Annotated in this window: 19 protein-coding genes; 12 read left to right on the top strand and 7 right to left on the bottom strand. The window is 41.2% G+C overall.

What is annotated here, in order from left to right:
• Positions 1-1,596: a PepSY-associated TM helix domain-containing protein gene (locus tag B2R65_RS16240; protein WP_286744389.1), complete on the bottom strand. Its 1,596-nt coding sequence runs from the start codon at positions 1,594-1,596 to the stop codon at positions 1-3.
• Positions 1,593-1,880: a hypothetical protein gene (locus B2R65_RS16235; RefSeq protein WP_029774445.1), complete on the bottom strand. Its 288-nt coding sequence runs from the start codon at positions 1,878-1,880 to the stop codon at positions 1,593-1,595. The genes B2R65_RS16240 and B2R65_RS16235 overlap by 4 nt, the downstream gene beginning before the upstream one ends.
• A 448-nt stretch (positions 1,881-2,328) precedes the next feature.
• Here B2R65_RS16235 and B2R65_RS16230 point away from each other — a divergent pair, with 448 nt between their 5' ends.
• The 3 genes from B2R65_RS16230 (at position 2,329) to B2R65_RS16220 (ending at position 5,525) form a co-directional block, all read left to right on the top strand.
• On the top strand, positions 2,329-2,550 hold the full coding sequence (locus B2R65_RS16230) for a hypothetical protein (RefSeq protein ID WP_024032720.1): 222 nt from the start codon (positions 2,329-2,331) through the stop codon (positions 2,548-2,550).
• 180 nt (positions 2,551-2,730) lie between these two features.
• Entirely contained in the window at positions 2,731-4,758 is a 2,028-nt protein-coding gene (locus B2R65_RS16225) for a hybrid sensor histidine kinase/response regulator (RefSeq protein WP_286744383.1), read from the top strand.
• 311 nt (positions 4,759-5,069) lie between these two features.
• Complete coding sequence (locus B2R65_RS16220; protein ID WP_286744380.1) at positions 5,070-5,525, top strand: PH domain-containing protein; 456 nt, start codon at positions 5,070-5,072, stop codon at positions 5,523-5,525.
• A 104-nt stretch (positions 5,526-5,629) separates the two neighbouring features.
• Here B2R65_RS16220 and ahpF read toward each other — a convergent pair whose 3' ends face one another.
• Both ahpF and ahpC read right to left on the bottom strand, forming a co-directional pair.
• Positions 5,630-7,213 carry an alkyl hydroperoxide reductase subunit F gene (ahpF, locus tag B2R65_RS16215; protein WP_286744377.1) on the bottom strand — a complete coding sequence of 528 codons (1,584 nt, stop codon included), beginning with the start codon at positions 7,211-7,213 and terminating at the stop codon, positions 5,630-5,632.
• Between the two features lie 156 nt (positions 7,214-7,369).
• Positions 7,370-7,939, bottom strand: coding sequence for an alkyl hydroperoxide reductase subunit C (gene ahpC, locus B2R65_RS16210; RefSeq protein ID WP_004587118.1), 570 nt, complete (start codon positions 7,937-7,939; stop codon positions 7,370-7,372).
• A gap of 254 nt (positions 7,940-8,193) precedes the next feature.
• On the opposite strand from ahpC, the gene B2R65_RS16205 reads away from it, so the two are divergent.
• The 3 genes from B2R65_RS16205 to B2R65_RS16195 all read left to right on the top strand — a co-directional run bounded on the left by B2R65_RS16205 (position 8,194) and on the right by B2R65_RS16195 (position 9,907).
• A complete protein-coding gene (locus B2R65_RS16205) occupies positions 8,194-8,613 on the top strand; it encodes a DUF3429 domain-containing protein (RefSeq protein WP_054981772.1) in 420 nt (139 codons plus the stop codon).
• A gap of 67 nt (positions 8,614-8,680) precedes the next feature.
• Complete coding sequence (locus B2R65_RS16200; protein WP_029774450.1) at positions 8,681-9,079, top strand: hypothetical protein; 399 nt, start codon at positions 8,681-8,683, stop codon at positions 9,077-9,079.
• Between the two features lie 3 nt (positions 9,080-9,082).
• Positions 9,083-9,907, top strand: a complete 825-nt coding sequence (locus B2R65_RS16195) for a class I SAM-dependent methyltransferase (protein WP_286744368.1) — start codon at positions 9,083-9,085, stop codon at positions 9,905-9,907.
• On the opposite strand, the gene B2R65_RS16190 is transcribed toward B2R65_RS16195, so the two are convergent.
• Positions 9,902-11,512: a GMC family oxidoreductase gene (locus B2R65_RS16190; protein WP_286744366.1), complete on the bottom strand. Its 1,611-nt coding sequence runs from the start codon at positions 11,510-11,512 to the stop codon at positions 9,902-9,904. The genes B2R65_RS16195 and B2R65_RS16190 overlap by 6 nt on opposite strands.
• Before the next feature lie 176 nt (positions 11,513-11,688).
• Between B2R65_RS16190 and B2R65_RS16185 the strand changes: the two genes are divergently transcribed.
• The 4 genes from B2R65_RS16185 (at position 11,689) to B2R65_RS16170 (ending at position 16,068) form a co-directional block, all read left to right on the top strand.
• A complete protein-coding gene (locus tag B2R65_RS16185) occupies positions 11,689-12,696 on the top strand; it encodes an AraC family transcriptional regulator (RefSeq protein WP_286744363.1) in 1,008 nt (335 codons plus the stop codon).
• Positions 12,697-12,727: 31 nt separating this feature from the next.
• The gene (locus B2R65_RS16180) at positions 12,728-13,729 is read left to right on the top strand and encodes a Gfo/Idh/MocA family protein (protein ID WP_286744360.1); all 1,002 of its coding nucleotides are present in this window, start codon (positions 12,728-12,730) and stop codon (positions 13,727-13,729) included.
• Between the two features lie 512 nt (positions 13,730-14,241).
• Positions 14,242-14,991, top strand: coding sequence for a FadR/GntR family transcriptional regulator (locus B2R65_RS16175; protein ID WP_004587131.1), 750 nt, complete (start codon positions 14,242-14,244; stop codon positions 14,989-14,991).
• A 219-nt stretch (positions 14,992-15,210) separates the two neighbouring features.
• Positions 15,211-16,068, top strand: a complete 858-nt coding sequence (locus B2R65_RS16170) for an EamA family transporter (protein WP_064387042.1) — start codon at positions 15,211-15,213, stop codon at positions 16,066-16,068.
• A gap of 75 nt (positions 16,069-16,143) precedes the next feature.
• Here the strand turns inward: B2R65_RS16170 and B2R65_RS16165 are convergent, their stop codons facing one another.
• Complete coding sequence (locus B2R65_RS16165) at positions 16,144-17,322, bottom strand: MFS transporter (protein WP_286744355.1); 1,179 nt, start codon at positions 17,320-17,322, stop codon at positions 16,144-16,146.
• 79 nt (positions 17,323-17,401) lie between these two features.
• Positions 17,402-18,496, bottom strand: a complete 1,095-nt coding sequence (locus tag B2R65_RS16160; protein WP_273605359.1) for an NADH:flavin oxidoreductase/NADH oxidase — start codon at positions 18,494-18,496, stop codon at positions 17,402-17,404.
• A gap of 415 nt (positions 18,497-18,911) precedes the next feature.
• Here B2R65_RS16160 and B2R65_RS16155 point away from each other — a divergent pair, with 415 nt between their 5' ends.
• A complete protein-coding gene (locus B2R65_RS16155; RefSeq protein WP_024032733.1) occupies positions 18,912-21,326 on the top strand; it encodes a TonB-dependent receptor in 2,415 nt (804 codons plus the stop codon).
• Between the two features lie 85 nt (positions 21,327-21,411).
• A partial coding sequence (locus tag B2R65_RS16150; protein WP_286744353.1) for a tetratricopeptide repeat protein occupies positions 21,412-22,150 on the top strand: 739 nt, incomplete at its 3' end.

Below are 22,150 nucleotides of genomic sequence, written 5' to 3'. Positions count from 1 at the left end.
TCATGCTGCTTTTACCTCTGCAAGTGCTATGGCATCAGGTTTTGTTTCTAAGTATCCCCATAAAAACGCCAGTCCAACAATTAAAAAGCTAATATCTGTAAATGCCACTAGGGTACTGTTTGCGTTAATAACATTATTAACGCCTAATACACTATTAAGTGGTAAAACACTCATTAAGAATAAGGCGCAAAGCAACAAGGTTGCTCTAAAGTAGTTTTTATAGTTTTGCCAAAATGCTGCAATTACTAGCCATACTAACCACGCGTAAAAAAATACCGGCCCAAAGTAAGCATTGTGCTCAGCGCCAGCCACGGCATAGTTTAAAAGTACTTGCACAGGGAATAACACACAACAAGCAAGCACTAAACCACCGCAACTGCCTATAATAAAGCGGTTCCACCTTGCATACGCGTCAGCGCTAAGTGTTGGTGTGCTGCCTCTGGTACGCTTTGCTAACCACATCATCATGCCTGAAAGTGGCATTAAGGCACATGCTAAGCCAAGCATTACCCAAAGTAACTTCACAAATAAGCCAGCAAAATTACCAAAATGGAGTGGGAAGAGTATTTCAATAATTTTAATTGATACCCCTGCAATATCGCCAAAGCTACTCATTGAAGTGATGTACTCCCCTTGCCCATTGTAATGCAATAACTGAGAAGCCACGGCTTCGCCTCCTAAAAGGCGTAAATACACTTGTGCGTTTGTATCGTTATGCGCCATTACCGTGGCATCTAAAATAACAGCATGTGGGTAGCGTTGCTGCGCATCACTTAAAATAGCGGTTATGTTAGTCGGCTGATTTACATGACTAATTATTGGCTCAGGAATGGCTGTAAAAGTTTCTATTAACTTATCTTGGTCGCCTCCAAAGCTAACAAAAGCTGCTGCCGGTAGTAAAATTACGGTTGCGAGCCCTAAAAATGCGCCGCTAAAGCCAATTACAATATTAAAAATACTGCCCCAAATGCCCATTACTTTGTGGCCGTCACTCATGGTTACATCAAAGCCTTTAAGCCACCTAAAGGTGAACAGCTCTTTAATTAATTTACGATGTATAAATAAGCCAGTTACCGTACTTACTAATAATGTTAAACCTAAAAACCCAGTTAAAATAAGCCCTATGGGTCGCCCTAAATGTAAGTCAGCGTGAAACTCACCAATGTAGCTGGCTGCATCTGTTTTTCTATTGGCATAATATTGCTTACTGGGGCCATAGTAGGTATTTACCAACGCTAAGCTTGCTGGGTCAAATTCAAATGCCCGAAGTACTTCTTGCTGGTAATTTTCATCACCATGGTGCGATTCAAATACTAAAGCCAGTAAGTGAAAATTATGCCCTGTTGGCATAAACACATGAATGTTTTCACCAAACTCTTTGGGCACTTGAGCGTGGTATGTATTAACTAATGTGCTTATTTCGCTATTAGGAATATGTTGAGTTTGCTGCAGTGATTGGTTGGCCCAAATTTTTAGCTCAGGCCTTGCAAGTACTGCTAACGCGCCGGTAAATGCCACAACAAACAATAAAACGGCGGTTACTACGCCCACCCAACTATGTAATAAAAATAGCTTTTTTAAAGTAATTGATTTCATCCTTGCCCCTGCATTAATGCAAAATAACTTAAAATTCCATGCACTAAACACAAAGTGATCATGAGTAAAAATGGCTGCCATGCTTTTTCGCTAATGTAGGCATATATAAAAAGCCCAACCCAAATAATTGGAAACAGTAAAATAGGCAGTAAAATTTGTTCACTCATTTGTAAGGGCAAATAGGTAGTCATCCCGGTGATCATCACCGTAGCGGTTACCAATGCCAATACGCACGCCATTAAATGGCGACGCTTTGTAGCGCTAAAGGTTTTTTTATTATTCATTTTTAGCTCATTTAATAAATAGCAGGCGCTCACATCTGCACATGCAAATAACAACTATTTGCATTATATTGCGCATTTGTAAATTTATGCAACATATTATCGTTACTTAATAAGCTAACAAGCTCCTTTTTATTCGCACAATCAATGCCTGTTTATTTATAAAATTACATTTTTTGAGCATACTTGGTATTTAGGTAGGAAAATATGATGAGCTAAAAATGTTTTTAAATAATCCCAAAAACAACTGCGTTATCATACTGATCAGTGCTTAACTGCTTAGCCCATTAAAATAACGACTAAACAGGCAAATTTTTAACTTTAACAGTCAACAAACTCTATAATTATTGTTATTTTGTTAAGGCATATGCAAAAAGCTAATTGTCCCTAGGCAGGCTCTTTTAGCAGCTGTTAAACAAATCACTATACATTGATAAAATGAGAGAAATTTATGAGCGATAAAATCAATCCAGACGCGTTACACGCACTAAAAATTGCATTTACTTACATGCCGCAAGCAATTGAAGTAACAAAGTACGAATATGGCGAGCGCTATCAAACGGTGCTTGATCATATTGAAGCCGTGCGCGAAGTGTTACTTATAAACGATGTAGACCCAGAAGAAGTAGGCGGCGACATAAACCCAGAATACACGCCTAATTCTACCTATTAATGGGAAAAGTTTGCTAATTGAGCAAAACAATTAAGTTCGCGTGTTGATAGCCTAACACCCATTACTCAATATATTGCTCAGCGGTTTACGCCTGTTGGTATAAACTGTTAAAAACATATAAATAAATGTGCCTATCTGCCGATACGCATAACGATATAAAATACAATTAAGGTAATTGCGGTGAACTTTTTAAGGCGTTTTCACGATATAGTCTCAGACCAAACTCTGGATTTTAATTCTAAAATTAAAAACCTACTCGCGTTTGGCCTAGAAGTGTTCAGCCTTGATGTAGCAATAATTAGTAAAATTGATGCTAATACGTACACAGTATTACATGCTCTAACACCCGATAACGCCTTATTACCCGGTACACAATTTGAGCTAGATGGCACCTATTGCGTCCATACGTTATCTGCGGGCTCGGCGCTTTCGTTTCATAAAGCCTCACAAAGTACGATTGCAACTCACCCTTGTTACATAAATTTTCAACTTGAGTCCTACATTGGCGCACCTATAAAAGTAGCCGATAAAACCTTTGGCACTGTTAACTTTTCATCGCCTAACGAGTCACCTGCATTTAGCGACGAAGCCTACGATTACATTGAGCTATTTGCTCAGTGGTTAGGATCTGAATTTGCAAAAATAGACACCAAAGAGCAACTTTTAAAAAATAGCTACACCCTGTCAAAGCTCGAAAACATCGCGAATATCGGCACTTGGGAGGTCGATTTAATCGAGAACAAAGTTTATTGGAGTAAGCAAACTAAACGCATTCATCAGGTAGCCGATGACTATCAGCCAATAGTTGATAACGCGATTGAGTTTTACAAAGAGGGCGCCAGCAGAGAAGCCATAGACCAAGCAGTAGAAAACGCCATACACAAAGGTGAAAAATGGGATTTAGAGCTTGAGGTTATCACTGCACAAAACCAAGAAATTTGGATTTCGACTTTTGGAGAAGCCGAGTTTCACGAAGGTAATTGCATAAGGCTATTTGGTACATTTCAAGACATTACCGAATCAATCTTACTTAGAGAAGCGCTAAAAAAGAAAAAAGCCGAAGCAGAGCATATGTTAGAAGATAGAAGTATGCTATTTGCTAAAATTAGCCACGAGTTACGCACCCCCCTAAATGGCATAACCGGCATGCTCACCACCCTAATAGATGAAAAAGACACTGAAAAACGAGACGAAAAAATAAAAATAGCGCTACGCAGCGCTGATATTTTACTTAATATTATCAACGAAGTACTCGATTTTTCTAAAATTAATCATGGTGAATTAAAACTAGAGCCAACCGACGTACTGCTTAAAACCATATTTAGTGATTTAGCCTCTTTATATACCCCGTTATTTAAAGAAACCCATGTTGAATTAATCATAGATAATACAATTGATGATAGCTGCTGGGCCTTTTGCGACAGTACACGCCTTAGCCAAATTACCTCTAACTTATTAAGTAACGCATTAAAATTTACCGAGCAAGGCCATGTAAAACTTAAAACACAGCTCATAAATAATAACGATGCGTTATCTCTTGGTATCACTGTTTCTGACACTGGTCGCGGAATGACCCCCGCTTTTTTAGAGTCTTTATTTTCGCCGTTTACACAAGAGGTTGACGCTAAAAACAATAAAGGGGGCACAGGGCTTGGCCTAGCAATTATAAAAGAGCTTGTAGAATACATGGGCGGTACAATAAAGGTGACGAGTGAGCTACAAAAAGGCTCAACGTTTAGTATTAATATTCCGCTAGAGCTTGGTAAAGAGCAAATAATAGACGATATTAAATCAAAAATTGAGTTAAACAGCCACTCGCTCAGTGTACTTATTGTTGATGACAACGATATAAACCGTCGTGTGCTTGATGCCTCTCTTGATAAGTTAAACGTAAAAGCCGACTGTGCCATTGATGGCCAAGACGCTATTTTTAAGTGTAAGCAAAAGCATTACGACCTTATTTTTATGGATTGCATTATGCCAATCCTGGATGGTTTTGAAGCCACTAAAACGCTGAGAGCGCAACGTATTTGCCCTAGCGAAAGCACCTACATTGTAGCGCTAACTGCTAATACATCGTCGCAAGATAAACTAGCTTGCCAGCAAGCAGGCATGGATATGTTTGTCTCTAAGCCATTTAAGCTTCCGCATATCGAAAAAGCGCTTTCTAATGCCTTAGAACATACAGCTAAAGTAAACTCGCTTTAACTAGTAAGGATATAAAATGAAAAGTATAATAAGAACATTACTATTTACTGTACTGTGTTTAGCCATATTTAAGGGCATTTCCACTGAGCAATGGAGTTCATCAATAACGGTCGTTATTGTATCAGGCGTATTGTTATTAGTTACGTTTATCAATGGGAAAGCATCACGTAGCTCTTCAACTTATACAAGCAATGACTCTTCAATTTATTCTAACAATAACTCACACTCTAATAATGATTGCGGTGGGGATTCTGGCGGCTGTGATTAATAATTTAAAGCGGCCTATTAAAGCTTTGTAGAACGGAGGTATTTTGCCAACAATTAAAATTGCTAAACTCTGGCGTTCTATTGAAGCATTTGGAGAAATTTGTGCGCGAATCCTTGGCCTAGGATTAGTCTATTTAATTTTCTCATTCATAGGGCAAAAATTAATAGGTGAGCAGTTCAAAAATGATGTTCTACTAAGCTTAGTCGTCTTACCTGCAATTTATGTCTTAAAAGATTCTCATAAAATTCTGGAAGCAGTTTTCATAAAAGTCATTGCAAAAGATAACTCGATAACCGTATTTAGTGGAATACTAACAAGAAGAGAAGACAAGCTAGGCTTCAAAAGTGTCGAAAATGTTGAACAAGTAACAACATTTTTAGGCCGTATTTTTGGTTACTCTACAATCCACTTATATGCTTATGGAAGCTGGGTTAGGATACCTTTCATCAAAGATCCTAAAAGCCTTAGAGTTTGGCTTGAAGAACGAATACCTAACTAAGTTCTCAAAGTCGTTAAAAAAGCCGCCTTTGGAGAGGGCGGCTTGGGTTAACAAACAGCTTTTGGGTGTACCTATTGCTGTTACATCAAGAGACGATTTGCCTATTAAGCTGCATTTTGGTCTTGGTTGCTTTGCTCGCTATGGCGAATTAAGTAATCAAACGCCCCTAAGCTTGCTGTTGCACCACTACCCATTGCAATAATGATTTGCTTAAACGGCGTATTTGTCGCGTCACCCGCACCGTAAACGCCCGGTAATGAGGTTGCGCCTTTAGCGTCAATTTCTATCTCGCCAAACTTGCTTAGTGTAAGGTCGCTCTCTTTTAACCATTCGGTATTAGGGATCAAACCTATTTGTACAAAAATACCTGCAAGTGCTAATGATCTTTCCTCACCTGTTACACGGTCAGTGTAATTAAGTCCGGTTACTTTTTTACCATCGCCTACTACTTCAGTGGTTTGCGCATTTTTAATAATAGTGATGTTGCTTAAGCTATTCGCTTTACGAATAAGGACTTCGTCAGCGCGCAGCGTATCAGCAAACTCAAGCACAGTTACATGCTCTACAATGTTAGCTAAGTCGATAGCCGCCTCTATACCCGAGTTACCACCACCAATAACGGCAACAGGCTTACCCTTAAATAGCGGACCATCACAGTGTGGGCAGTAAGCTACGCCATGGCCGCGATATTCTTGCTCACCAGGTACGTTCATTTCACGCCAGCGTGCACCGGTTGCTAAAACAAGCGATTTAGCTTTTAAAGTAGCCCCGTTTTCAAGGGTAATTTCATAACCATTACTACCGCGACCAAGCCCTGCTGCGCGTTGGTTATGCATTACATCTACATCGTATTCTTTAACATGCTCTTCAAGCTGAGCAACAAGCTTTGGGCCTTCAGTGGCTTTAATCGAAATAAAGTTTTCGATAGCCAACGTATCGGCAACTTGGCCACCAAATCTATCGGCGACTATACCGGTGTTTAACCCTTTACGAGCAGAGTAAATAGCGGCTGAGGCACCCGCAGGTCCGCCACCGACTACTAATACATCAAACTCGTCTTTTTCGCTTAATGCTGCAGCTTGTTTAGCCGCGCCTTTAGTGTCTACTTTATTTAAAATGTCGGTAAGGCTTAATGCACCTTGGCTAAATGGTTCGCCATTTAAGTACACAGCTGGTACTGCTAAAATATTGCGCTCTTCTACTTCGTCTTGAAAGAGTGCGCCGTCAATCATTGTTGCTTTAATTTTGCTGTTTGTTGCTGCCATTGTATTTAGCGCCTGCACTACTTGCGGGCATGTTTGGCAACTTAAGCTTATGTATACTTCAAAATTAAGTTCTTGATTGAGTGATTCTATTTGTTCAATGTCTTCGCTTTTTGCTTTACTTGCGTGTCCGCCAGTGTGTAAAAGCGCTAACACTAAACTTGTAAATTCGTGACCCATAGGTACGCCAGCAAACGTAATGTGGGTGTTTTTTTCAGGTGAATGCACAACCATAGATGGGCGACGTGCGCTCGAATCAGGGTTGCTCACTACCGTAAACTTATCGCTTAGCGAGGCTAAATCGTTTGCTAAGCTTTCTACTTCTGCTGATTTTTTGCTGTCATCCAAGGCAATAAGCAGCTCAACAGGTTGAGTAAGCGATTCAAAATGGCTTTTTAATTGATTTTTAATGTTGTTATCTAACATGGCTTAACCCTTTTTAGGAAAATTTAAACAGCAAGCCTCCCATGCCAACTAATGCATGTGCTAATGAGTCCGAGTTGAGATAGGAGGCACCAACAAGCGAAATGATGTTGGTTTAAGGGCAGTTACCTGCCCTCATAAAAGTGGGTAAACCTGTATTTAGATTTTACCAACTAGGTCTAGTGAAGGAGCAAGTGTGTCTTCACCTGGCTGCCAAGATGCAGGGCAAACTTCACCGTCGTGAGTTGCAATGTATTGTGCAGCTTGTACTTTACGTACTAACTCTTTAGCGCTACGGCCAATACCTAGGTCATGCGTTTCGATTACTTTGATTTCGCCCTCTGGGTTCATTACAAAAGTACCGCGAAGTGCAAGGCCGTCATCTTCAATCATAACGCCAAAGCTGCGAGTAATACGGCCAGTTGGGTCGCCAATCATTGGAAATTTAATTTTACCAATAGTGTCTGACGTGTCATGCCATGCTTTGTGCGTGAAGTGAGTATCAGTTGATACTGAGTAAACTTCTACACCCATTTCTTGTAGCTGCTCGTAGTAATCAGCAACATCGCCAAGCTCAGTAGGACATACAAACGTGAAATCTGCAGGGTAAAAGAAGAAGATTGACCACTTACCTAGTACGTCTTTTTCAGACACTTCTACAAAGTCACCATTGTGGTATGCAGTTGCGTTAAAAGGTTGAATTTTTGTGTTGATCAATGAAGTGCTCATAGTATTCCTCATTTATATTTAAAGTGTTTTAAAGTTACTCAACGCAGCCAAAATGTGTGGCCTTTCGCGTTGGCTTGATTAATACAATAAGCCCATTGGTAAACTAAATAAAATTGATTGTTTAGATTAAAACAATCGATTTTTAAGATTGAACTATCCAGCTCTTCTATTCGTAAACGATTTATTACCTGTAAGTGCTAAGAATACTGCTACAATAGCCGCGCTAAAAAACACACAACATAAGGCATGCTGTAATGGAAAAATTTGTTAATCATATTCAACTTGGCTATTTGGGGTTACTACCCTTTTTGGGCTGTGTAGCGTGGCCGCTTATGTTTGGCAGTAATAGCGTTAACTTGGAGTTTTTTACTTTTTATAGCATTGCTATACTGGCATTTATGGCGGGCAATTTATGGCGCGCTGGGATGCAAAGCTACAGCGATGCAATTAAAGCGGTTGTGCCTGTTATACCCGTACCATTTTTATCGTTTATTCCGCTGGAGTGGGCGCTTGCCTGGTTAGGGGCTAGTTTTTGGTTAGTTCTTATCTTTGAAAAAGCCACACCACAATGGCAAACCTACCATCGCGATTATCAAAAAATGCGCTTTATTCTTACCTCAGTGGTATTTGTGTGTCACATACTCACCATTGGTATGAGCCTTTACCCAAAATAACCTTGCGCTGCTTAACCTACTAGGCGTAATAGTGTAACATCCGCGCACTGCTATTTAAGGACGCACCATGATTGATACATTACGCCAGCAGCTTAACGAGCTTGGCGAAAACTACGTAGAAAAAAACGCCGCTTTTAAAATTAAAGTTATTCCGTTTTTTTGCGCTATTAGTATTAAAAAAGATCACAAAAATGAAGGCCGGCTCAGCTTTTACTCAAACCAATTAATAGAAATACTGTTAGTGGTGTTATTTATGTTGTTTGGGCTTACGCTTTATAACCCAGAGGCGGGTTTTACACATGGCCCTATTCATATTGTGTTTGCTATTTTAATTACCTTTAATTTAATTTTAAAACAAATAGCCATTGAAGGGCTTAAAACACGCCTTGCATTTCATCGTTTGCATGGTGCTAATACAGCGCAAAATACTCAAAGTGCAGATCAAAACACTCACAAATCTAATTAAGTTATGTATTTAAATCCTAATTGGCGAATTCTCACAGTAGGCGATGGCGATCTATCGTTCTCTAATGCGGTGGTTAATCATATAAAACCGGCAAAGTTAGTCGCATCTACTTATGATAGCGCTCAAACCATAGAGCAAAAATACCAGCACAATGCGCTAAGTAGTTTAAAAAAGTGTCATGTTGAGGTTATTAATTGCTTTGATGTAACGGACCCTTTATGTTGGCAAAAATTAGCTGCCCACCAGCACAGCTTTGATGTGGTTATTTTTCAGTTTCCGCTTATTCCAGCCTTTGTAGGGCGCGAAGCATTTGAAAGCAACACCCAAAAAACCAGCATGAACGTGCTTAATCGCGCGTTACTACATCAATTTATTAAATACGCTAACAAATACGCACTCGACAAAAGCGGCCCTATGCTTTGCTACATAACCTCAAAAGATGTAAAACCCTATCGCGAGTGGAATATTGAAGGCAGCTTAAGTAATGGCCTTGAGGCTAAATACGCGGGCCAAATGCCTTTTGATATTAACCAGTTTGATGGTTACAAAATAAGAAACGTAGACCGTGATAAACACGTAAAAGACACCAGTGGCATCACTTATGTGTTTACGCCTAAAGCAATCTTGGCGCAATCTGACGAACTAAGCACTCACCTTACAAAGCCTGCGTATTTAGATGAAAATCATTGCTCGCTTTGTCGGGTAGGCCCTTTTATTGCCACCGAAGATGAAAACAAACACCTTAACGCTAAAAAGCACCAACAAATGCTTAAACTAGAAGATGACTGGCAGGCGTGGCTTACTGACTTTTACAACCGCACCTTATAACCCTGTTTTATAGCTCAATTTAATTAAATCAGCGGCCTTTTCAGCAATGGCAATAACAGGTGCGTTTGTGTTACCTGTTACTATGGTAGGCATAATTGAGGCATCAATAACCCTTAAGCTGCGTATCCCGTGTACTTGTAGTTTGCTATTAACCACCGCCATATTGTCGGTGCCCATTTTACAGGTGCCCACAGGGTGATATTCGGTATCGGCAGTTTGGCGAATAAACTCAATAAGCCGGGAGTCGTTATTTACATCAAGCGGGTAAACAAAGTTACCACGAATTTTATCAAAGGCGGGGCTTTGCATAATACGCAGCGCTTTTTTAAGCCCTGCAAGCATAAGCGATAAATCATCAGGGTGGCTTAAATAATTAGGGTCGATAAGTGGCGCACTGCGTGGATTGCTATTGGCAAGCCTTATTGTCCCTCGGCTTTTGGGGCGCATAATACTACTGTGAATACTATAGCCATGGCCAAGGTGAACTTTGCGACTATGATCGTCCACCAACCCAATTACAAACTCAAGTTGAATATCCGGCGCAGGCGAATTATCCAATACATTAATAAACGCATGTGACTCAGCAAAATTACTGGTTAATATTCCGCTGCGTTTACTAAACCACTGGGCACACCCTTTAATAATACTTGCAGCGCCTTTTACACTTACCCCAAAGGTGCCTTTTGCTGTATTTGCTTTACACAAAGGCACCACGGTTAAGTGATCTTGCAAATTACCCCCTACTCCTTCCAGTGCATGTTCCAGTGGTATGTTATGCGCTGCTAAATGCGCTTTAGGGCCAATTCCTGAAAGCATTAACACCTGCGGAGAGTTAATTGCACCGGCGCTCAAAAGCACCTCCTTTTTGGCCATTAATGTAATAATTTTACCGCCGCGCTCAAGCTCTACGCCGTGGGCGACCTTATTTTTTATTATAATTTTATTAACGTGGCTGTGGGTAAACACACTAAGGTTAGGCCTATTTAAGTGCGGTGTTAAATACGCTTTTGCAGCACTACAGCGCTCACCATTATGTTGCGTAACCTGCGAAAGCCGTGCTCCATGTTGCTCAGCGCCATTTATATCGTCATTTAACTGTATTCCTTGCTCAACACACGCTTTTAAAAAGCAAGAGTTTAGCGCACTTGGCTTAGTCAGCTCTTGCACATGCAATGGCCCTTTTGTGCCATGTAACGCGTTATTAAACGTTTTATTGTTTTCGGCTTTTATAAAATAGGGTAATAAACTGTTGTAGTCCCACCCAAGGTTGCCATTTTGTGCCCAGTTATCGTAATCGTATTTATTACCGCGTATATACACCATGGCATTCGTAGAGCTAGACCCACCTAGCACTTTACCCCGCGGCACAAAGCCACATCGGTTATTAAGCGCCTTTTGCGGTACCGTGTTGTAATGCCAACTATTTATTCCGTATGGCACACTGGCCGCAATACCCGCAGGCATTTGTATTAAAGCGCTCTTATCGCTACCGCCCGACTCTATTAGGCACACACTTATATGCTGATCTTCTGATAAACGCGCTGCCAGCACACAACCTGCACTGCCTGCGCCAATAATAATATAATCAAACGTGTGGTTACTCATAGGTGCCTTTGCATCATCACTATTTAGTTCTTATTGGTAGCTGCTTCTGCTTTGTGCATCCATGCAGTTGTAAATAAGCAGTTTTATTGCAGCAAGCTATTCGCTCTATAGTGCATAGATTAAATCCTAAAAACTTGATATTTTTAGACACCTTCTTTAATTTACAGCGCCAGTGTATGAGCAGCCCAATACGTGCCACCTCTTTATATTCAATAGACTCGTTAATTAAAGAACTTGGCGCAGACCCAGCAAGCGTAATGAAAACCTGTAAGGTCACTGTCGACTTTAATAACCTTGAAAACCAATATTTACCCTATTTGAGCTATGCAAATTTATTAGAGTACTGCAGCCACACGCTTAACTGCCCAAGCTTTGGGCTTAAATTAGCAAATAAACAAAACTTTGATATTTTAGGCCACATAGCCATAGCCGCTAAAAGTGGGACTAATTTAGAAGAAGCTCTTAGCTGGGTGGTTAAATATTTACACTTACACAGCCCCGCATTGTGCTTAACAACGCACTCATTAGATAATGACGAGAGCTTATTTTTATCGTTTGAATTTAACCTAAAGCCCCTACCACAAATAAACCAAGCCATAGAGCTCACGCTTGGCTTAGCCATGAGCATAATTAAAAAATTAAGTAATAATCAGTGCAAGCCTCGCACTGTGTTTTTACCGCAAAAGCTGACAACTAATACACTCGCATACAAAACCTATTTTGGCTGTAAAGTAATAGAGCACCGCAACAGTGCGGGCATTGTAATAAACAAAGCCGACTTATCGATAAAGCTTAACCACAATAACCTGAATAAAACCGACGCGGCCTTTAATTTTTTAGCTAAACGCAACGAACACAGTCACTCATTACCTGCCCAAGTAAGCGCACTAATAAGGCCAATGCTGCCTATTTATCAGTGTTCAAACCAAACTATTGCCGAGGCACTTAATATGCACCCGCGTACCTTGCACCGTGAATTGGCTAAACATAACACCAGCTTTGTAAAACTTAAAGACACCACACGCCGGGCGCTGGCAGCGCATTACTTGCTTCAAAAACAATACTCTATCAGCACTATTTCAATGCTTTTAGGCTATCACGAACAAGCAACCTTATGCGCAAGTGTTAAACGCTGGTTTGGGTATTCTCCACGCGCATACAGGGCAAAAAAAATGTTAAAGTAACGGCTCTTATTATTTAAGCTAAGGAGCAGGCATGAACTTTGTCATTGTCGGTACAAATTTTATTAGTGATACCCTATTAAGCGCAGCAAATACGTTACCTGCATTTAATTTATACGGTGTGTGCTCACGCAAGCAATCAAGCGGCGAAGCCTTTTTATCTAATCACCCCAATACCGATGTAAAAATTTTCACCTCAATTGAGCAGGTATGCCAAGACCCCGATGTTGATGCGGTGTATATTGCAGCGCCAAATAGCCTACACAAGCAATATGCAGTAATGTGCCTTGAAGCAGGCAAACATGTACTAGGCGAAAAGCCTTCAGCCGCTAATAGCCAAGAGCTAAATGCTATTTTAACTGCAGCTAACGCCAACAAACGCCTATACATGGAAGCAATGATGACCACGCATTTGCCAAACTTTGCGCGACTTAAAAATGCGCTGAGTAAAATTGGTAAACCCCGTAAGTTTATTGGCCAATACAGTCAGTACTCATCGCGCTACGATAAATACAAAAACGGCGAACGCCCAAATACCTTTTTACCGGAATTTGCCAATGGCGCTTTGCTCGATTTAGGTGTGTATCCGCTTTACCTACTTATAGCACTTTGGGGCGCTCCACAGCGCGTGAGTGCCAGTGGGGTACTATTAGATACAGGCGTAGATGGCGCAGGCGACGTATTATTAAATTACGATGATAAACAAGCCGTTATTAGCTACTCTAAAATTTCTCAAGGCGATAACATCACCGAAATACAAGGTGAGCGCGGACGCTTACGAATACATGCCGTGTCGCAGTTAAAACACATAGAGTTTGTTGCCAATAACGGGGAGGTTGAGGTTATTTCTGATAAATTTGATGAGCACTTTATGAAATACGAAGTTGCGCACTTTATGCAAACCATAAACGCGCAAAGGCTAGAGTCAGATATTAATACACATCAGCTTGCCCGCGACGTAATGAACGTACTTGATACCGCAAGAAAACAGCTTGGGGTAGTTTACCCTAATGATAAAAACGCAGCAGCGGACTAAAGTTGACCCCCATCCGTGGGCAATCAAGGCAAGAACCTGGTTGTAATTATGTGCTTACTTATTTTTTATTAGGTACAGCTAAATTACACAGGCTCTTTATTTAAGCGTGTAGATTTTTAATGGTTTAATTTGCATAAATCTATTCACCATTTAACCAAGGCAGCGCCAGTTATTAGGCGAACTAGGTTACTCACCTCTCACCACCATTAACCCGCGCCTAGATTGCACACATTTCAAACCATTAAAGTTAGCTTGCTCTAAGCACGCTTATATAAATGAGCAAAGTTAACTTAGCACACAAAAACATGACCAATCAAGCTAGCCAATTATTAAAATTTATACTAAATTGGTAACATAAATAGGTTAACATTCATTTATAATATTATATGACCGTTACATCACTTTAGAATTTTGACATAATAGTGAATTTTGGGGTAACCTCTGCTAATAACAGTAGGTTTAGGCTATTTGAGCCTATTAGCCGCTATTCCTTAAGGTAATAAAGGTAGAATATGGGAAACCGTCGCTTATTTTGGCGCATTGTTGATAAAGTTGAAGCTTTGATAAACCAAGGAGAGTTTTCTGCTGGGAGTCGTTTACCACCAGAGCGAGAACTTGCCGACATGTTTGACGTAAGCCGCCCAACAATTCGTGAAGCTATTATTGCATTAGAAGTACGAGGCCGCGTAGAGGTCAAAACCGGCTCAGGCGTTTATGTAATAGAACAACAAGAAACATCTGTAAAAACAAAAGAGATCAGCGCTTTTGAGCTAACACAAGCTCGCGCACTCATTGAAGGTGAAATAGCCGCACTTGCCGCTCAATCAATCACCGATGAAGAACTAGCTCAATTAAAGCAAACGCTAATAGCCATGGAAAAAGGCTTATATGTAGAACAAGCAGACCGCGAGTTTCATGAAATTATAGCGCGTGCTACACGTAACAAAGCCCTTGAGTATGCAGTAGCAAATTTATGGGATTTACGTTTAAACAATTCACAAATTGTGGCTGATTATGGCAGTGTGTGTAAAAACAATAACGATTGCGTAATGGATGAGCACACCGCTATTTATAACGCGCTACAAACACACGATGCAAGCGCCGCACGTACCGCAATGCATAAACACTTTAACCGTTTAATTAATGCATTATTTGACGCTGTAGAAGCGCGTGCGCTTGAAGAAATCAAACGTAAAAATGATGAAAAACGTGGCCTTTATTCTTTAGATGGCCTAGTTAAAAGTGCTAGCAAAACACACTAAAACGACCTAAACGTTTATAAGCCAACGATCTATTCGCTGGCTTTTTTATTTTGAGGCACTCAGCGTTTGCCTTTAGTTATGCATAATCAGCTACGCTAATTCATCGCACATATTAGTCACTCCCTCCCAAATTTAATTTGTATGCACTACAAGCTATTACTTAGCCAATAAAAAACAGATACACTGCGCAAAACTAGACGATTGTTACCAAGGAAAACAATGCAATCATCCACTAAAGACTTTTTGCTCGCGCTTGTGTGCGTTATTTTAGCAATGATCACAATTCAATCTGGCGCCTCATTTGCTAAGCAGTTATTTCCTGTTGTTGGCCCCGAAGGCACTACTGCACTTAGGCTTGGCTTTTCTGCACTTATTTTGTGTTTAATATTTAAACCGTGGAAACACCTACCAGCTAAGGGTAATCGGTTATCAATTGTGGTATACGGTTTAAGCCTAGGCGGAATGAACATTTTATTTTATTACGCCATTGAACGTATCCCTTTAGGGATTGGTGTGGCGCTTGAATTTACCGGCCCATTAGCGGTGGCGTTATTTAGCTCACGTGCTAAGCGCGACTTATTTTGGGTGGCGTGTGCAATTGCGGGTATTTTACTGTTACTACCCGATATGAGCAGCCAAGAAAGCCTAGACCCAATTGGCGTAATACTCGCTCTAGGTGCCGGTGCTTGCTGGGCAGCCTATATTTTATTTGGCAAAAAAACCGGCACGCAAAGCTCGGGCGGCGCAACGGTCGCACTGGGTATGACCGTAGCAGCCATTGTACTTGTACCTTATGGCGGCATATTACAAAGCAGTGCATTTACATGGAGTGTTATACCGCTGGGCATTGGCATTGCTATTTTATCAAGTGCACTGCCCTATACACTTGAAATGGTTGCACTGCGTAATATGCCCGCTCAAGGGTTTAGCATTATGCTAAGTCTAGAGCCTGCATTTGCCGCTCTTGCTGGGTTTATTATACTTGGCGAGTTATTAACCTTGTGGCAATGGTTGGCTATTTTATTGGTGATTATAGCTTCGGTGGGTAGCTCATTTTCGAGTGTTAAAAAACAATAATAGCCTCTATAAAAAGGCCAGCACATAACTGCGCTGGCCTTTTAAATAACAAAATATTATATAACTTGTATCGCGCTACTTTTTACTTGTCATTAAATAGCCAACTAGTGATATAACTGGCATACCCGCTGCCACTAACGCCACGCTTTCCCAGCCACCAGCTTCGTATAGCGGGCTTGCCATTAACGAGCCAAGCGCTCCGCCAACAAAAATACTGGTCATGTATATGGCGTTTAAGCGAGCTCGGCTTTGCGGCTCTAATGAATATACCACCCGCTGACCCAGCACCATATTTGCCTGCACAGCAAAATCAATAAACATGCCCGTAAGCGCTAAAATAATAATACCGTGCGGAAGCTCAAATATACTGGGTAAAAAGCACGCAGCAGCAATCACTTTTGCAAGTAACGATAACTGATGCGTGTAACCTTTGTCGGCTAAACGCCCAACAATAGGGGCTGCAATAGCACCAGCTGCGCCTACTAAAGCAAATAAGGCGATTTGTGATTGCGATAAGCCATATTCTCTGGCTAATACAACCGGTACGCTGGTCCAAAATAAGCTAAAAGAGGCAAACATAAGCGCCTGATACAATGCCCGCTGACGCAGCACTGGCTGCTGTATTATTAGCTGCTTAAGCGATTTTAATAACTTAAAGTATGTTGTATTGTGTGTCGGTTGTCTGCTCGGTATTGCAAAATATATAACACTGGCTATAAATGCCATACAGCCTGCGGCAAAGTAAAATACGGCTCGCCAACCAAAGTGATCGGCTATTAAGCTTGCAACTGGCCTGGCTAATAAAATACCCAATAACAACCCCGCCATTATATTACCCAGTACTTGCCCGCGTTTTTCATCTGACGATAAATGCGCAGCAAGCGGTATTAATACTTGCACCGATACAGAGCTCGCCCCCACCAATAAGCATAATAGCAACATTACACTTGGGCTTTGCGCCAAGCCTGCGCCTATTAAACTTAAAAATGTTATGGCTAAGGTAATGAGCATTAAGCGTTTGTTTTCGACTAAATCAGCCAATGGCACTAAAAAAAACAGTCCCATTGCATAGCCTATTTGTGTAAGCGACACAATAAAACTGGCGCTGTGCGCACTTAAACCCACATCAGGCGCTAATAACTCAATAATAGGCTGGGCATAATAAATATTTGCCACAATAAGGCCACAGCACAGGGCAATAATGCTCACTAAGGTATTACTTATTTGCACTGGCTGTGCACGTGATTGTTTCATAAATAACTCTAATTTATAAATAATAAAACCCACTGCATATAAATGCAGTGGGTAGCCATGGTAAATGTAAAAATGTAAGTTACTTAATAGGTGAAGGCTGCCCATGCGGGCTAGATCGCAAGTACTGTTTAGGCGCATTAACGGTTGCGCCAAGCTGCGCTGCAGCATGCCAAGGCCAATGCGGGTTATACAAAATACCTCGCGCTAGTGCTACGCCATCGGCTTGCTGCTCGCTAATAATATCTTCGGCTTGTTGTGGCTCCGTGATTAAACCTACGGCTATTACCGGCATACTTACTACCTCTTTAATAGCGGTTGCAAATGGTACCTGAAAGTTAGGTTTAACCGGTATTTGTTGCTCTGGGCTTAGCCCTGCTGTACTTACGTGAATAAAATCGCAGCCAAGCTTGTCTAATGCTTTAGCAAGCTCAATAGATTGTGCTAAATCCCAGCCACCTTCTACCCAATCAGTAGCAGAGATTCGAATGCCTACCGGTTTATGGCTTGCAAATTCAGCTCTTAATGCTTTAAACACCTCAAGCACAAGGCGCATACGGTTTTGCAAACTGCCCCCGTATTCATCATCACGCTTGTTTGAAAGAGGCGATAAAAACTGGTGTAACAAATAACCATGCGCACCATGTAGCTCAATTAAATCAAGCCCTAGCTCATCAGCGCGTTTTGCTGCGCTTACAAAATCGTTTATTAGCTGGGTTATATCCGACTTTGTCATAGCCTTTGGTTGATAGGCGCTGTCATCGTAGGCAATGGCTGAAGGCGCAAGTGTTTGCCAGCCGTTTTCATCGCTAGGTGCAATTGCACCACCGCCATCCCACGGTTTTTCAGTAGATGCTTTTCGCCCTGCATGCGCAAGCTGAACGCCAATAGGCATAGGACTGTATTGCCTAAGCGCTTTTAAGCTTTTGCCCAGTGCTTGCTGGGTTTCGTTATTCCAAAGCCCTAAATCGGCGTAACTAATGCGCCCCTCTGGGCTTACCGCGGTGGCCTCTAAAATTAATAGCCCTGCACCACTTAAGCTCAATTGCCCTAAATGAATAGTGTGCCAATCACTGGCAGACCCCTGATTTGCTGAGTACTGGCACATAGGCGCAATAATAATGCGGTTGTCTAAAGTGAGTTCACCGAGCTTTAAAGGTGAGAATAATTGGCTCATAAATATTCCTTAAATACGCGTACTTTAGTACGAAATGCTATAGCTTACGGTATGAAGGGTTAATGGGGATCAACCTTCACTTTTATAGTGCCAAAACGAGAATAAATACCGTTGAGCAAAACATTCAACAGGGCCTTATAGGTTTTTTAACCGTATTAATACATTTAGGTAATTAACCAATATGAATGGCTATTTACATTTGCTCAACGAGTAAAATATGCCTCCTTGTACCTTAATTAGCCAATTACTTGGATGTTATACATATTTATATAATTTTTTGTTGTGCAACAAGCTATATTTATTCCAAAAAAGTGAATTAAAATTCAATTTTAATATTCCCACCACTTTAACTCCCTGATAAACTGGTTAACTTATATTAACTGGTGTTAAATTTTGAATCTGGGGATCACTTTTTATGTTTAAACCAAGCTTGCTAACCTTGGCTATTTCGAGCGCTGTATCTGGCGCATTTTTATTTTCTAACTCGGCTGTGGCACAACAAGAAACCACTGCTAAAAACAAATCACTCGAAGTAATCGAAGTTACAGCAACAAGACGCAGCGGCTCTGTACAAAATGCACCGCTAAACATTACCGCACTTGATGCCGATGTAATGAAAGATCAAAACATTGGCGAATTAGCCGATGTAGCGCGTTGGGTACCTGGTTTAACAATTACCGATCAAGGTGGTCGCTCAGGCTCACCAATTATAGTACGTGGTTTAAACACTAACTCGTCGGGTCCATCATCAGACGGCGGCACCGTAGCCACATACGTTAACGAAATTCCAGTGTCAGTTGATATGCGTTTAGTCGACATAGAGCGCGTAGAAGTACTTATTGGGCCACAAGGCACATTATATGGTGCTGGTACTTTAGGCGGCGCAATTCGTTACATGCTTAAAGAGCCAGAGCTTGACTTTACAACGGTAGAAATATTTGGCGATATGTTTCAAACCCAAGAAAGTGACTCGTTAGGCGGCGAAGGCGGCTTTATAGTAAACCTGCCACTTATTGAAGATGAACTTGCAGTACGTGCAAGCTTAAACGTATACGAAGACCCAGGCTTTATTGATTATGCTTACACAGTGCGTGAGCCAGGTGTATCGCTACCGGACCCTGATTGGAGCAACGCCGACGAAGTAAACAACAATATTAAAAATGTTGAAGATGCTAACGGCGAAACAACTACCACAGGCCGTATTTCTGTACGTTGGAAACCAAGCGAAACATTTGAAGGGACACTTAATTACTTTTACCAAAACCAAGACAGCGAAGGCCGTTCAATTGTTCATTACAACAGCCTAAACGACGATAACGGTTTAAGCGATATTGTAGGTAAATACGAGTCGGCTTATCGTTATGAAGAGCCGCGCGAAAAAGAAGATCAACTACTAAGCCTTGAGCTAAAAGCCGACCTAGGTTTTGCAGAGCTTGTATCGGCAACCGGTATTTCAAGCTTTGATGCCGACGGCCAACGTGACCAAACCGATTTACTTATCCGCCTAGATTACGGTTATGAAGAGTTCCCAGCGTTTTCATCATACACACGTGAAATTGACGAAGAAGATACCTTTACGCAAGAGCTTCGTTTAGTATCGCAAAGCGACAGCGACCTAAATTGGATTGTAGGCGCGTTTTACAACAAAATAGAAACAGACGCCTCAAGTAAAGAATTTACCCCAGGCTTTGGTGATTTTGCCGTAGAAAACTTTGGCGCATCGCAATCTCGTCCAGATCAACTTGAGTACTTTTCTGTAGACCGTACAGAAATTACAGAGTCGGCTTTGTTTGGTGAAGTAGGTTACCAAGTAACAGAAAAACTAGATGTAACCATTGGTATGCGTTTGTACCAGTACGACGTTGAATCAGAATCTGCTGTCGACTTCCCGCTATTTAATACCCTATTTGATGGCGCAGCACCTGATGCGATTTCATTAAATTTTGAAAAAAATGAAGCAGACGACAACGGCAGCCTATTTAAATTTAACGCTAAATACCAGTTCACTCCATCAGTAATGGGTTATGCAACGGTAAGTGAAGGCTTTAGAATTGGTGGCTCAAATGGTTTAGCACCGTGTCCTGATCCATTACCAGCTAACCAAGCCGGTTGTGGTAGCCCAGAAGAAATGCTTTACGATGCCGATACCACAACAAACTACGAGCTAGGCCTTAAAAGCACCTGGTTTAGAAGCCAATTACACTTTAACGCCGCTTTATTTAATGTAGATTGGGAAGATGCGCAAATTGCAGGCGCAACAGATGTAGGCCAATTACCGTACTTATCTAATGCAGGCTCTGCCAACGCAAAAGGTATTGAGCTATCTACCCGTGCTATTTTATCTGACTCGTTTACCGTGTACGCAACATACGCATACACTAAAGCAGAGCTAACCTCAGACGCCCCATTTTTATTTAATGCCGATGGCACCGATGGCGCAGAAGACGGCGACCGTTTACCGGGCTCGCCAGAGCATCAGTTCTCAATGGGTGTAAACTATCAAACAGATGTATTTAGCGATAAAACCCTTGATATTAACTACGGTTTAACCGCACAAAGCGATGTAATCACAAGAGTAGGCCTGCACGACAACGGTGAAACCCTACCAGGTTATAGCTTAAGTAATATTTCTGCTAAGTTAACAGCCGATGAGTGGTCAACAACTCTTTATGTTGATAACCTATTCAACAAATATGCATTTACATCAGTACGTCGCTCAGATGCAGACATAACATCAGCAAATGGCGCCGACATACAACGTAACTACGGCCACTATATTAATCGCCCACTAACAGTAGGCGTTAAATTTAACTACAAATTTGAAATATAATTTATAGTCACTTTTAAACAATGTTATAAGGCTCAAATTTATTTGAGCCTTTTTTCTTTATTAACACATAAATAAAACAAACATCATGCAGCCAAACTTAAAGCACCTTCATCAAAGCGCTATTAAACATTTAAACCAAGGTAATATACAACGTGCCCATAAAGCCCTCGTTGAATTAGTGACTCAAAAAAGCGACTTTGCCGATGGCTACTTTTTACTGGCCATGGTTAATTTACGCGTAGGGCAAATTCACAAAGCCATAAAGCTAATAGAAAAAGCCCTTAGCCTTGGTAAAAGCATTGAATACAGCGCGCAGCTTGCAAAGTGTTACGCATTAACAGGTGAGCTTACCAAAGCCAAAAACACCGCTTTAGCGATACCCGTTGAGCAAATAAAAAAGAGTCTTGATGCCGACACCCTAGGTGTTGCACTTACGCAAGCAGGCCTGCACAAAGAGGCACTAAACTATTTTAACTGCGCTATTGAGCTGGCTAACCATGCAAATAAACCGCAGCCACAGTTTTATTATAATTTAGGGGTAAGCGCTAAATTTTTAGGCCTATTTGAACAAGCCAAAAATGCCTTTGAAAGCGCCATTGCGCTAAACCCACTTCACCATGCAAGCCATTTCGCATTAAGCGACTTAACCAAAGCCACACAACAAAATAATCATATAGCGCGCTTAAAAAACGTCTTTGAGCAAGTAACACACCCCGATGCAAAATTACACATTGGCCATGCACTTGCAAAAGAGTACCAAGACATAGGCAAGTTTGATGATGCGTTTAACAGCCTAGAGCAAGGAAAAGCCACTAAACGCGCTA

The sequence above is a fragment of the Pseudoalteromonas sp. UBA2102 genome (genome assembly GCF_002331165.1).
GTDB lineage: Bacteria > Pseudomonadota > Gammaproteobacteria > Enterobacterales > Alteromonadaceae > Pseudoalteromonas > Pseudoalteromonas atlantica.
Note: the sequence above shows the minus strand (reverse complement) of the source record. Positions and strands in the feature narration are given on the sequence as shown.